The organism is Vibrio breoganii, from assembly GCF_024346795.1.
Taxonomy (GTDB): domain Bacteria; phylum Pseudomonadota; class Gammaproteobacteria; order Enterobacterales; family Vibrionaceae; genus Vibrio; species Vibrio breoganii.
Genome location: NZ_AP024865.1, coordinates 744201 through 758300 on the forward strand (window position 1 = coordinate 744201; position 14100 = coordinate 758300).

Sequence of the window (14100 nt, forward strand, 5' to 3'; positions counted from 1 at the left end):
CCAATAACAACACAGGACATGTTCCATGCAATTTAGTTATTCTAATCCAACAAATATCTTCTTTGGCCAAGGCCAAATCGCTGCAATCAATACAGTCATCCCATCAGACAGCAAAGTCTTGGTGGTGTACGGCGGTGGATCGATTAAAAAGAACGGCGTGTATGATCAAGTGGCTAAAGCCCTTGAAGGTTATCAATGGCAGGAGTTTTCTGGTGTTGAGCCCAACCCTACCGTAGAAACACTTAACAAAGCTGTTGAGATCGTTAAAGCGGAAGGCATCTCCTACCTACTTGCTGTGGGTGGCGGTTCAGTAATCGACGGGACCAAATACATTGCCGCAGCCTCTCTCTATGACGGAGATGGCTGGGATATTATGACGGGTGACTATAAAGTTACAGACGCAATTCCAATAGGCGCAATCCTGACTCTTCCAGCAACGGGCTCAGAGTCTAATAAAGGCGCTGTAGTTACTAAAAAAGCAACGCAGCATAAGTCTGGTTTCTTATCTCCACTTGTACAGCCTAAATTTGCTGTGCTAGACCCTGACGCTATGAAAACCCTACCTGAGAGACAGCAACTCAATGGGCTCGTGGATGCTTGGGTACATGTGTGTGAGCAGTACATCACTAAGCCTGCTGGCGGTATGGTACAAGACGGCTTTGCCGAGGCGCTACTGAAAAACCTCAAGGCTTTGGGTGATGATTTTGCCAACCGAGATAGCGACTCTTGGCGTGCAAACCTGATGTGGTCTGCGAACCAAGCACTGAACGGCTTGATTGGTGCTGGTGTTCCGAACGATTGGGCTACTCACATGATGGGGCACGAATTAACTGCACTCTACAATGTTGATCATGCTCGTTCCCTTGCCATCATTCAGCCTTCGCTGTTACGAAATCAAATAGAATTCAAACGCGCTAAATTAGAACAAATGGGTAAAAACGTGTTTGGGCTACAACAAAGTGCAGATCTCGCGGAGCGTACTATTGATGCAATTGAAGGCTTCTACCAAAGCCTAAATGTTCCAACAAAACTAACGGAACATGGCAGTGATAAAGCATCGGCTATCTCTGAAATTCTAGAGCAACTTAAGTCTCATGGAATGACGGTTCTTGGTGAAAACCAGTCGATTAACCTTGATGAAATGAACAAGATCTTAGACAACGCAGTAGCGTAATCTAGGCATAATCAACGTAGTCTAATGGCAAATGTATTAGGCTACGTTACTATTCGCCCCCACCCACACTTCCTTTTATCCTATTGTTTTTATTTAATATAAAGCAAAGGCTCAACACTTTTTAGCCTACAACGAATCTATGTTTTCAGTTTTATGCTTTTTAAATAATCAATCAAAGGCATAAACTCTGCCCCACGAAATCGATTGCTTTACATAACATCCTGTGGGGGAAAATGACTATGTATAAATTTCTATTGTTAGCAGTGGTAGCAGTTGGATTAACCGCTTGTGATGGAGAGTCTAGTTCTAACATCAAGGTGCCAAAGCTAACTCCCGATGAAGTGAAAACATTAAACGCACTTGCCAGTGGCGTAAACAGGGATTACGACTGGAAGGCAACCTCTAGCAGTGAAGACAAAGCTGACCTTGATGATAGTGCTACAGCGGTTCAATTTAGCACGGATAAACCATTCACCATCGACAGAGTTGATTCTGATTTCTCTACAGAAACGCATAAGATATTCACCTACGAGTGGCAAACATTTAGGTTAAACGACGATGGTCATTTTTCAACAGATGGTAAAACTCATAAACTAGAGGTTGGCATTCCTGGTCTAGCCACGACAGAAGATAAGCTTAAAACACTGTTAAAGAGCGACAACCTAAATCAAGAAGATCAAATTAGAAAAGCGGTTTATGCAAACTTTGCACTCCCTATGACTTTAGGGGCATCAGAACTAGGCGCATACAGAAGCTTCGACGCGTTAACGACAGAGCCGGTGGCCAAAAACAATAACAAACCACTCTGTTTATACTATAAACCCAACCAAAGCCCCCGTACGGACTTCAGCATGCTATGCACTATACCAGCGAAGCTTAGCCCGTTTAATAAGTTAACTTCTATATCTCTTGAGCAGCAACCAGGTGGCCCGGTCTACTACAAAACCGATGCTGGTGATACTTATCAAGCTTACAAGTTTTTGCAGGTAATTGACGTGAAAGACTCAACTCCAAATGATGTAGTATTATCTGCAGATGTATTGATCCATCCCGGTATTGGTATCATTTCCATGGAGCTTCCAGTAGTCAATGGTATCAATGAAAATGGCATCAAAACGACCCAAACTAAGTGGGAATGGTTTAACGATAACGCCAACATCCTTGAGCAAGACTATTAAAAACAAAGGGCAGCCAAATGGCTGCCCTTCTGATATCTAACTTATAAAGTTAAAAGAAGTCGATAGACTTGCGTCCCGTCTTAGGGTTCTTTGGTTTATCGTCTTCTTCAACAACAGATTCTTCTACTTGCTCTGGTTCTTCGTCAAAGTAGGCAACCTCGTCATCATAACCTTGGTCACCAGCATCATAGTCAGTGGCAACAACGTCAACTACTTCACTTTCTCGTGCAGCCACTTCTTCTGGGTCAACGTAGATCACTAGATAGAATTCTTCATTAAATTGAACCAAGTCACCATCGACAAGCTTACGGCGTTTACGAGTATCGATCTCACCATTCACTGCAACATAGCCTTGGCTAATCGCTTGCTTAGCCTCACCACCACCGCTAACGGCGTCGGCAATCTTCAGCACTTTATAAAGCTCAACGGGTTGTGTTGTAACTTCAACACCAATCGCTTCAATTTCGATTTCTTCTTCTAAATGATCCACAGTATTTCCAACTTATATGTTCGAGCCAAGCTCGCTATCTGGTCGCCATTCTAACTGCTATTGGAACTCAGGCATAGCGCCAAGTTTTGTATGCCACACATGTATGTGCGAATAACCCTCTTCTATCTCCACTTTAAACGCAGCCTTCATCAAGTTGATAAAGAGAAAACCCGTTATATCCGCCACAGACAAATGATCTCCGGCGATAAAGCTAGAATGACTTAACCTTGCATCTAACTTATCGAGAAATGCGATAGCTCGCCCTTTAGATTCCTCTCCCCACTCGCTCACACAGTTCTCTCTATCGGAGTAAAACCCTGTGATATTTCTAAATGCTTGAAACTCCCTGAAACTCTACAATGCGGTGCCACATTTCAATTTGAGCACTTTCCAGACCTGGTGCCCCAAATAAATTCGCACTATTAGGCACTTGATGATCAAAATAACGACAAATGGCCACTGACTCACTGATATTGGTGCCATCATCCAGCTCTAATAGTGGTACTGTTCCACTAGCACTCTTAGCTTGAAACTCTGGGGTAATGTTCTCTCCCCCTTTCAAATCCACCGAAACTCGTTCGACTTCTGCACCGATTAGCTTAAGAAAAATGGAAACACGTCTACAGCTAGGCGTTACCGCCGATTCATACAACTTCATTGATTACTTCCCTATTAAAAACAATTGCCTAGCATAGTTTAGACAATTTATAAGTATATGCTTGTTGTTTTGCATTCCACTAACAACAAACTGACAGTCAAGGCTATGCAACCACTAGAATTCCCCCCAACGACTACAATTACATACGTTAGGTACAAAAGGACGTGATGATGAAGATTTTAAAATACACTGCAGTGGCTACAGCGCTAACTATTGGCCTTTATGGCTGTGGTGGTGATAGTGATGACGGAAGCACTGCCACTTCTCAGGTTTCATTTTATGTGTCTGATGCTCCAGTAGATAGTGCAGAAGAAGTTGTTATTACTGTCAAGCAAATCGAAGTGGTGAGTGTTGAAGGTGATACCTACACTCAAGACCTAAGTGATGGCAATAACGACTACGTACAATTTGATATATTGGATTACGAAGGAACAGAGAGACTGCTAATCGCAGAAGACTTTACATTGCCAGTCGGTGAATACAAAAGCATGACCCTTCATGTAGTCCCTGACTCTAGTGCAACGATGAATTACGTTCTAGACGAACAAATTCAACACCCCTTGAAGCAACCTAGCAATAAGTTAAAGCTTGGTGGATTTGAAGTAACAGTAGAGGGTACTCAAGGCTTTACTATTGAATTTGACCTTAGGAAATCACTTGCTGAACGAGGTGTAGATGCCAAGAATGGTTACATCCTAAAGCCTCATGGAATCACTATTCATGACAACACAACAGTAGCAAGGCTAAGTGGTATCGTTTCAAGTGAGCTTTATAACGGTGTTAACTGCCCTGTTGATGACGACCTAACACAAAATGGCTTTGTTTATCTGTATCAAGGTCACGGCTTAGTTACAGACAATTTAATCGATAATTTCGACCCAACGGACGAAGAGTTTGATGGCAACATGCCACCAGTAGATTATCAAGTACCTGTAGCATCAGTAGGTGTAGATCCAGTTACTGGCGAGTATGAGTTTGGTTACGTCGCAACGGGTTTATATACTGCGGCCTATACTTGCGATGGTTCTTCTGATTCACCAATTAATTGGGACGACCTCGATATCCCTTATACTCAAACAAGCTTAGCAACGGGTGATGACGGCTTAATTGAAGTGGAACTGACTGATGGAATGGATAAAGACGACGCAGACTTCAACCCTCTATAGAGCTTTAACGTACATCCAAAGCGTAAAGTGAAAGAACCGGCTACTAGCCGGTTCTTTTTATTTAACAAACAGCTTCTTCATCACCGACAGCATCGATTTGCGATACTTCATCAATAGACGAGTTCTCGGCAGCCAACTAGGGGTATGCAGCACTGTGCGAGCGTGACTAAAGGTTCTGAACCCTTCTTCACCATGGTAATGGCCAATACCTGAATGACCTATTCCACCAAACGGTGCGTCTTCGGCAGCCACATGGAAGATGGTGTCGTTAATACACACACCACCAGAGTGCGTGTTGCTGAGTACATAATCAATGCTTTGACTGTCATCACTCATAATGTAGAGCGCTAATGGTCTCTCTCTATCATTAATGTATTCAACCGCTTGCTCGAGTTTTTCATAGGTAATGATCGGCAAAATCGGGCCAAATATTTCCTCTTTCATCATGTCTAAATCATCACTTGGATTAAACACAAGATGAGGCAGTATCTGGTGGCCACTTCCTGCATTATCGTGTTCTGCAACAGGGACGAGTCGAACTGATTCTTTACCGCGAGCTTGCTCAAGATATGACTGCAAACGTTGGTACTGTGATTGGTTGATGATATGGCTGAACTGAGTTAAGTCTTTACCAAAATTATCATTGAAACGCTTAATAAACAGCTCTGCAAACTCGTCTGCTCGATCTTGCTCGATTAAGACATAATCAGGCGCTACGCAGATCTGGCCTGCGTTAACACATTTACCGAACAAAACCGCATCTACAATCTTTTCTAACTGTGCATCAGGAGCGATGACAACAGGTGATTTTCCGCCTAGCTCTAGAGTGACTGGAGTCAGGTTTTTTGCCGCAGCTTGCGCGACCAATCGCCCGACTTGAGTCGAACCAGTAAAAAGCAAATGATCAAAAGGCAACGCACTAAATCGGCTTGCTATCTCTGCTCCGCCTTGCACTACAAACACTTCTTCATCGATAACCGACAGAATGTTCTCAATCACTTCGTTAGTCTTAGGCGTGAACTCGCTAAGCTTAAGCATCACCTTATTACCCGCTGCAATGGCGGTCGCTACCGGCGCTAAGCTCAGAATAATTGGGAAGTTCCACGGAGATATGATCCCCACTACGCCAACCGGTTGATACTCAACTCGTACCTTTGATGGCGTTAGTAGCAAGCCAGCATGACGCTTTGAAGGACGCGCCCATTTATGTAGGTTTTTAACCGTGTACTTGATATGACTGACCGTCGGAATAATATCCGTTAGTATCGAATCAAAATCAGAACGAAAACCAAAATCTTTCGATAGTGCTGCTATCAACTGTTTTTCATTCTCGATGATCGATTGGTTCAGTAGCAAAAGACGTTGCTTTCTCAGTTCAATACTTGGGGAAGGTTCTTGCGAGTAGCTTGATTTAAGCTGTTCCAATTTCAGAGTGAGATCGTCACTTTTTTTAAGGATATCATCCGAAACTAAATTGAGTTTCCCCATATAAGGTGTTCCTATCTCTTGCTATCTGTAAGTAACTATTACGGGGATTGTATGGTATTAATGTCAAAGTCACTAATCTTTGTGATCACAAAATTTTGTCTAGTTTTAAGAACCAAGACTGTGAGATCGGATTATGTGATTAGTATCGTCTTCCTAACATAAAAAAGGTCAGAGGGTTTTCCTCTGACCAAAACTAAAAGAAATAGTGTTGATGTCAAATAGTAGACCTACTTAGAGAACTTCCACACATCTGCATCAACCTTTCCAAAGTTTTCGCTATTATCATATTTTTGATCATCACCAATGTCCCCAAGGGGCAAAAATAACTCTCTATCACCGCCGAAAGTATATATGGCCTGATCGTGGAATAGATATGGATTGCCAGTCTCAGCAATAGCAAAATCATACTTGATTAACGTTGGATTAAATCCAACGTTCCAAGGAGGCATTATCAGTTGTTGCCATACCTTACCATCACTGCTTACCTGGACGTCAGTAGGGTTGATTGGAATACCAAATCCTCCAAAGCAGACAATTCGACCGTACAACACACCACACTGGTGGCCAGGCCTAGCTAACCAACCTGCATCTTCAGTAACTAGATGCCAATGTTTACCATTTTTTGACCGCCATACGTCATTAAAATAGGGCAATTCACACAGCTGAAAATCTGCTGGCGGTCCTTGCTCATCCCCTGTCGGTGGCGCACCACTATCACAGGTAAAACCAGCCTCTCCGCCGATCAAATAGATATACCCATCTTTAACCGTTGTTGCGGCTCCAGCTCGTTTACTCCAAGGTGCATCTGCTGTCTCTAATTTCCAATGAATACCATCCACCGAACTCCAGACATCATTAAAGTACTCACGAACTGGTGGACCGCCCACTATTGCAGAATCATCGTTCTGCGAGCCACCAAACACATAAATACGACTCCCTTTAACTACTGCACTTAAGCCCGCTCTTCCTTGCCAAGGCGCATTGCCAAGAAAGGTCCAATTAATGCCATCCTCACTTCGCCATACATCATTGAAAAAAGTCGAATTCGCCACACATGGCCCATCAGGAATGCAAAGAGGAGTGAAATTTTGTCCCCCAAGCACGTACATATACTTTCCTTTTTTTACCGCTTTAAAGTAGGCCCGTGCAGGCCAATGAGAGTTGTCATCAGTATCAAGTAGTTGGGTCCAGTTGGCTGCATCATCACTGACCCAAACGTCCCCATGCAGAGTACTTTCGCCGGCAAACTGAATACGCTCTAACGGGCTACGTCCGCCCATTAGATAGAACTTATCATCGAGGTGAACAACTTGTAGCCCTGCTCGCTTTTCCCAAGCGGCTTCACTTGTAATCTGATTCCAGCTAAGCGTGTTGAGATCCACGTTGCTTTCAATTTTCTCTACGATTTTGGGTGGAGGTGTTTTCTTCAGCCTCTTAGTGGAGCTAAATGCTTGCGCGTCGGACACAAGCCCTATAGAGAGGATTACCGCTCCCACCACTCCCAGATTACTTATTCTTTTCCAACACATCGTCTATTCCTTCATTAACAAAGCTATAAATGAAAAAACAACTGCCGCTTCTAATTTGAGAACAAATAAGATTTCTCAAGAAGTGTGTTTAGTGGGGTCAGTATAGTCAGTGGTTACTATATTAGCGATTAGTAATAGAAAACGACTATTTTTAGCTCACCTTCTACATGGATCAAAAAAAGGCCAGAGCGTAAACCTCTGACCTTGTTGCGACCTAGAATTTTAGGGGGCTTCTAGTACCGCTAAGCGAATTGATTCATCGTATTATTTTCACCCGATGCTTTAAGCGCTTGGTCTCCAGAGAAGTACTCTTTGTGGTCATCACCGATATTTGAACCAGACATATCTTGGTGTCTAACCGAAGCGAGTCCCTGACGGATCTCCTTACGCTGAACACCCTTAACATAAGCCAGCATACCCAGTTCACCGAAGTAATCTTTAGCAAGGTTATCAGTAGATAGCGCCGCTGTATGGTATGTCGGTAGCGTAATTAAGTGGTGGAAAATACCTGCGTCACGAGCGGCATCTTGCTGGAAGTCTTGGATCTTGATATCCGCTTCTCGTGCCAACTCAGACTCATCGTAAACACTGTTCATTAGCTTCTCACGCTCATAAGCCGATACGTCTTGACCTTGCTCCTTCCACATATCAAATACTTGCTGGCGGAAGTTCAGAGTCCAGTTGAACGATGGACTGTTGTTGTAAACAAGCTTCGCATTTGGCACCACTTCTCGAATACGGTTTACCATGCCTGCAATTTGCTGAACGTGGGGTTTTTCTGTTTCAATCCAAAGAAGGTCAGCACCATTTTGTAGCGAAGTAATACAATCTAACACCACGCGGTCTTCACCGGTATTAGGTTTAAAGCGAACCAGTCCATTAGGTAGTCGCGTTGGCTTGATGTACTTGTCGCCTTGCTTTATCGCCATCTCGCCACTGCCTAAATCTTCTAGCTTAGTGATTTCTTCACCGTCAATGAACGAGTTGTACATATCTGCCAAGTCGCCTTCTGACTGACTGACCGGTATCTTCTGAGTTAAACCAGCACCCAAGGAGTCAGTACGTGCAACGATTACCCCATCATCGACACCCAGCTCTAAGAACGCATAACGAACTGCATTGATTTTCGCCAAGAAGTCTTCGTGTGGAACCGTTACCTTACCGTCTTGGTGACCACACTGTTTTGCATCAGATACTTGATTTTCAATTTGAATACAGCATGCTCCTGCTTCAATCATTTTCTTCGCTAAAAGATAAGTAGCCTCTTCATTACCAAAGCCTGCATCAATATCCGCAATGATAGGAACAACATGGGTTTCAAAGTTATCGATCTGATTTTGTACCGATTGCGTTGTGACAGCGTCACCAGTGTTGCGTGCTTGGTCTAGGGCTTTGTAAAGGTGGTTAAGCTCACGGGCATCCGCTTGCTTCAAAAAGGTATAAAGCTCTTCGATTAGCATAGGTACCGAGGTTTTCTCATGCATCGACTGATCTGGCAGTGGGCCTAGCTCAGAACGCATTGCAGCAACCATCCAACCTGAAAGGTATAAGTATCGACCGCGAGTGGTTTCAAAATGCTTCTTAACCGAAATCATTTTTTGTTGGCCGATAAACCCATGCCAGCAACCCAAAGACTGAGTGTAATTAGCACTGCTTTCATCGTACGACTGCATATCTTCACGCATGATTTTTGCTGTGTAGCGAGCGATATCTAATCCGCAGTTAAATCGGTTCTGTAGCTTCATTCGTGCTACGTATTCCGGATTAATTGCAGCCCACGTTTGACCGTTTTGATCAATAGTGCCCTTTGCTGTTTCGATTACTGATTTGTAGTTATCCATAATGTCCCTCTCTCAGTGATTTTAATAAGCAGTACTTTGGTAGCTAGTAAATGGGGTTATCGTTTTGCCTGTAGTCGATACTCATGAAGTAGTGGTTCTGTATAGCCATTTGGCTGCTCAGTACCTTGGAAAATTAGCGCCTTCGCACATAGGAATGCATGGCTAGTTTCAGTATTTGGAGTCATTGGGTAATAACCTGATGTTCCATCATTTTGCTGGTCTACGGTTTCCGCCATCTGTTCAAGCACGCTATTAACTTGGTCTTCTGTACAGATGCCATGCTTAAGCCAGTTCGCAATATGTTGGCTAGAGATACGCAGGGTTGCGCGGTCTTCCATCAATGCGGTGTTATTGATGTCCGGCACCTTTGAACACCCTACTCCCATCTCAATCCAGCGAACTACATAGCCTAAGATCCCTTGGATGTTGTTCTCTAATTCGCGAATGATCTCATCTTGAGTCAATTCGTTTTCTTGAGCCATCAAAGGAATGGTCAACATACCCTTTTTGTAGTCTTCGTTATTTGCAGACAAACGCTGTTGCTGCTGCTTTACATCGATTTCAAGGTAATGAAGCGCGTGCAAGGTTGCTGCTGTTGGCGAAGGAACCCAGGCCGTGGTTGCGCCAGCTTCTAAATGAGCTGTTTTTTGATCCATCATCTGCGACATCTCATCAGGCATCGCCCACATGCCTTTACCAATCTGAGCTTTACCCGACATTCCCGTATTTAAACCCGTTGAAACGTTGTTCTTCTCGTACGCGTCAATCCATGTTTGGCTTTTTAGCTCCTGCTTAGGTAGGAAAGGACCCGCTTGCATGCTGGTATGAATCTCATCACCAGTGCGGTCTAAGAATCCAGTATTGATAAAGAACACTCTTGATTTAGCAGCACGAATACACTCTTTAAGGTTCAGTGACGTTCGACGCTCTTCATCCATGATGCCAATCTTGATGGTATTCGGCTCAAGGTCGAGCATACGTTCCACTCGGCTAAACAACTCGCAAGAGAACGCCACTTCTTCAGGACCGTGCATCTTTGGTTTCACGATATAGATGCTACCGGTACGGCTATTTTTCATTCGGCATAGGTCTGGGTTTTTAATCTCTACCGCCGCTATTAACGCTGTTACTACCGCATCGATGATGCCTTCTGGTGCTTGCTCTCCATTTGATAATGTCATCAAGTCGCTGGTCATTAGGTGGCCAACGTTACGAATAAGCAGTAGCGAACGCCCATGCAGGTTGTAATCCTCTCCGTTTCGACCTGTGTAGCTTTTGTCACCTTCAAGGCGGCGGATCTGCGTTGCACCATTTTTCTCAAAAGAAGCGTGCAGAGACCCTGTCATTAATCCTAACCAGTTGCGGTACGCATCAATCTTGTCTTCGCTGTCTACCGCAGCGATCGAGTCTTCCAGATCCATAATGGTCGAAACCGCTGACTCAACAATGATGTCGTCAATATGCGATAGGTCAGTCTTACCAATCTTGCCTTGACGATTGATGATGATCTCAACGTGTAGGCCATTGTTTTTCAATAGTATTGAAGTAGGTTCACGCTCAGGGTCGCTGGCACCTACGAACTGCTTTGGTTGTTTTAACCCTGTATGAGTGCCATCAGGGAAATGCGCCATCAAACCATTGAAATAGATGGTGTAGCTCTCTACGTCATGGTGTGAGCCTTGATCCAGAGGGAATACTCTGTCTAGAAAATCCTTAGCGTAAGCAATAACGTGCTTGCCGCGCGCTGGATTGTATTTCTTGCCCGCTTTCATCCCTGGTTCGGTTTGTGGAATGACGTCTGTACCATAAAGAGCGCCATACAAGCTTCCCCAACGCGCATTCGCCGCATTCAAAGCAAAGCGTGCATTCTTAATAGGAACCACTAGCTGTGGGCCAGCAATCATCGCAATCTCTTGGTCAACATTTTCAGTCTCTATTGAAAAGTCTTCCCCTTCGGTTTGCAGATAACCAATCTCTTTCAAAAAGGTTCTGTACTGCTCTGCATTGAATGAACGATGTGTTTCGTGGAACTGATCAATTTGCTTTTGCATCTGAGAGCGCGTCTCAAGCAATGCTTGGTTGATCGGCGTTAGCTCGGTAACCAATTGCGTAAAGTTGTTCCAAAACTCATCGACATCCAAACCGACAAGTGGCAGCACTTCAGTGTTGATAAACTGGCAAAAGCTCTGTTGTATCTGGCATTCCTTAGTCATTGGTAGATTCATGGCATCATTCCTCGTGATTGTCATTGAAGTGCTTTGTCACCTAGCTGCTGTTGCATAAAGAAGAAGTTAATCTGTTACTGCGGTCTAATTTCTTCTGTCTACATTTTTACTTTAACTAAATATTCACTAGAATTTCACAAATAAAATTACACAGTGTAAATTTTACAAATATGAAGACAAAAACTAGCTTATTCAGACAATCGCATTTTCTTGGTACTAAGATCCGAAACCTGCGTAAGAGAAATCACCTCACCCTTGATGATCTCTCGTCTCGCTGTATAAAACTCAACCCAGAATCGGCTCCATCCGTGTCGTATCTCTCCATGATTGAACGCGGTAAAAGAGTGCCAAGTGAAGACATGCTTGAGGTAATTGCGGATGTGTTTCAAAAGCCGGTAAATTGGTTTTTGGACGATGCCAAGGAGCAAAGTGAAATTGTTCCTGAAAAAGGCTCAAGAGGCGGCGTCGTTGGCATGGCCCTAGAGCCTAGCTTTTTGTTTTCAAAGGAAATACTTCAGATAGCTATACCGGAAATGCTGGCACAAACTGGAACCACAGGACGGCAATTTGCCCACTTATTGATTCGTGCCCATCAAGAGCACAATCAAAACCACTTCCCCGACCTTGAGCGTGCTGCTGAAGAAATAGGCCAAAAGAAAATGCCACTCGCCGTCGATGATCTCTTCGAGATCTGCGCAGATATTGGCCTTAAGATAAAGTGGTTCAAGGAGCTTCCAGAAACCGTTACTGAAGCAAGTGGAGATAAGAAGCAACGCGTTGTTCGCTCCTACTTTGAAGCACCTAATATTTTGCATATCAACAACATTCTTAAAGACGACCCTATCCGGCTGAAATATGACATTGCGGTCAATATTGGTCATATGGTCCTGCACCAAGGAGACGGTGAAAAAAGTAAACTCATGTCGGATAGCAAGCCAAGCTACGGCGTTAGGGATGAAAAACAGCAAGGCGGCTCTGTAGAGCTCGACTCCACAAAGATACTGCACGCATGGCGAGATTTTGAATGTTCATTCTTTGCTGGGGCTTTGCTTTGTCCAAAAGTCCCTTTCAGGCAACTTCTCGACCGAAACGGTTACGACATTAGTGTGTGTAAATTGGCAGGGGTATCAGAGTCAATCGCAATGCGCCGCATGACGGCAGTATCTCCCTATCCTCACTGGCACTATTTTGATGCCTACTACCCAGGTACATTAAAAGCAGTGTACAGAGGCAATGGTATTCCTCTGCCGTGGGGAAACATGAAGATGGTTGAAGACCCATGCCAGCACTGGGCGGTTTTTCGCATGACCACCAAGGACACGGACTTTAACGTTAGCATCGCGCAAATATCCATCTTGATGCAAAACGATGTGCCACATATCTATTGCTGTGAATCGGTCAAAGTAAAGGATTTTGCGGGTAATTCACATGTATTGTGTAGCGGTGTCGATCTCAACCATGCTATTCAAGCACAAGGGTTTGATGCGATAGACGTTGCAGAAAGACTGAAGCAGTCTTGTATTGAAAACGGCGGTACCGGCCCGATACCAAGGGATATTAAAGAGCTTCTATTGACCGTAGGAAGGATCTTAAATATAAACTGGATAGAGCGAGGAATGGACAACAGAGCAAGGCTCATCTGCTCTCGCGGTTCGGTCTGTCCGAGACAGCCTCAGTGTAAACGTCGCACCAAGGCTGAATCAATCGAGATCACGCAAGAGTGATGGTTGATGTTCCGTATCATTGCTTAGATAAACTCCGTTTATAGGTTGTTCTTATGTGCATCGCGATTCTTTTGCTTTAAGTGAAATTTCGGCAATGAATCAACGTCGGCTGAGAAGCCAATAGACCCCGCTGGATCGTGATCAGATGCATCGATGTTGTCTTTTTTAGCAGGCTCGCCTTCTACTCTTTCGTCAGCGTTTGCTTTGGTTTTGTGAAAGCTAAAGTTTGGCAGTGAATCTGGCGTAGCAGACAGTCCGATTGAACCTGGTAGTTCATCTTTCGATAAATCGATTACTTGCTGGTCTTGGGTGTTAGCCGCGAAAACAGTTGATGAAACAAAAAGTGAAGCCAATAGTAGAAGGCCAGTGCGTTTGTTGAGGGTCATGTCTTTTCTCCAAGTGGTGTATTACCAATCGGACTAAATAACTGATCATCCTAGCTGGTTAAAATGCTCGATAACGGCGTTAGAATTTTTGATTGTAGAGTAACTACTTATCCAAAATTTCTGCCTTGTTCTCGAACATTTTTCCTGCGCTATTTCTGAGCACTTACTTAGTGTGATTGGTATTAATTAATCAACACGCACATATTAATCGGCTATTGAGAAACAACTAACTCTCACTTGG

The 14100-nt window shown here is 43.9% G+C and carries 10 protein-coding genes and 1 pseudogene; 4 read left to right on the forward strand and 7 right to left on the reverse strand.

The window, feature by feature from the left end; genetic code table 11:
- Positions 1–25: 25 nt before the first annotated feature.
- Together OCU35_RS16450 and OCU35_RS16455 are read left to right on the forward strand one after the other, a co-directional pair.
- Complete coding sequence (locus tag OCU35_RS16450; protein ID WP_261825957.1) at positions 26–1174, forward strand: iron-containing alcohol dehydrogenase; 1149 nt, start codon at positions 26–28, stop codon at positions 1172–1174.
- A 239-nt stretch (positions 1175–1413) separates the two neighbouring features.
- Positions 1414–2352 (forward strand): hypothetical protein, encoded by a 939-nt coding sequence (locus tag OCU35_RS16455; protein ID WP_261825958.1) that lies wholly within the window; start codon positions 1414–1416, stop codon positions 2350–2352.
- A gap of 49 nt (positions 2353–2401) precedes the next feature.
- On the opposite strand, the gene OCU35_RS16460 is transcribed toward OCU35_RS16455, so the two are convergent.
- The gene (locus OCU35_RS16460) at positions 2402–2842 is read right to left on the reverse strand and encodes an RNA-binding S4 domain-containing protein (RefSeq protein WP_102322228.1); all 441 of its coding nucleotides are present in this window, start codon (positions 2840–2842) and stop codon (positions 2402–2404) included.
- 57 nt (positions 2843–2899) lie between these two features.
- Positions 2900–3500, reverse strand: a pseudogene (locus tag OCU35_RS16465) (glutathione S-transferase family protein).
- A gap of 167 nt (positions 3501–3667) precedes the next feature.
- Between OCU35_RS16465 and OCU35_RS16470 the strand changes: the two are divergent.
- Positions 3668–4666, forward strand: a complete 999-nt coding sequence (locus OCU35_RS16470; protein WP_237334547.1) for a DUF4382 domain-containing protein — start codon at positions 3668–3670, stop codon at positions 4664–4666.
- 57 nt (positions 4667–4723) lie between these two features.
- Here OCU35_RS16470 and OCU35_RS16475 read toward each other — a convergent pair whose 3' ends face one another.
- From OCU35_RS16475 to OCU35_RS16490, 4 genes are all read right to left on the reverse strand, one after another.
- The gene (locus tag OCU35_RS16475; protein ID WP_261825959.1) at positions 4724–6154 is read right to left on the reverse strand and encodes a coniferyl aldehyde dehydrogenase; all 1431 of its coding nucleotides are present in this window, start codon (positions 6152–6154) and stop codon (positions 4724–4726) included.
- Between the two features lie 227 nt (positions 6155–6381).
- On the reverse strand, positions 6382–7683 hold the full coding sequence (locus OCU35_RS16480) for a Kelch repeat-containing protein (RefSeq protein ID WP_261825960.1): 1302 nt from the start codon (positions 7681–7683) through the stop codon (positions 6382–6384).
- 242 nt (positions 7684–7925) lie between these two features.
- The gene (locus OCU35_RS16485) at positions 7926–9524 is read right to left on the reverse strand and encodes an isocitrate lyase (RefSeq protein ID WP_261825961.1); all 1599 of its coding nucleotides are present in this window, start codon (positions 9522–9524) and stop codon (positions 7926–7928) included.
- 56 nt (positions 9525–9580) lie between these two features.
- Positions 9581–11749 carry a malate synthase G gene (locus OCU35_RS16490; protein ID WP_261825962.1) on the reverse strand — a complete coding sequence of 723 codons (2169 nt, stop codon included), beginning with the start codon at positions 11747–11749 and terminating at the stop codon, positions 9581–9583.
- 170 nt (positions 11750–11919) lie between these two features.
- Here OCU35_RS16490 and OCU35_RS16495 point away from each other — a divergent pair, with 170 nt between their 5' ends.
- Positions 11920–13473 (forward strand): DUF3612 domain-containing protein, encoded by a 1554-nt coding sequence (locus OCU35_RS16495; protein WP_261825963.1) that lies wholly within the window; start codon positions 11920–11922, stop codon positions 13471–13473.
- A 38-nt stretch (positions 13474–13511) separates the two neighbouring features.
- On the opposite strand, the gene OCU35_RS16500 is transcribed toward OCU35_RS16495, so the two are convergent.
- The gene (locus OCU35_RS16500; protein ID WP_017032143.1) at positions 13512–13859 is read right to left on the reverse strand and encodes a hypothetical protein; all 348 of its coding nucleotides are present in this window, start codon (positions 13857–13859) and stop codon (positions 13512–13514) included.
- Positions 13860–14100: the final 241 nt, after the last annotated feature.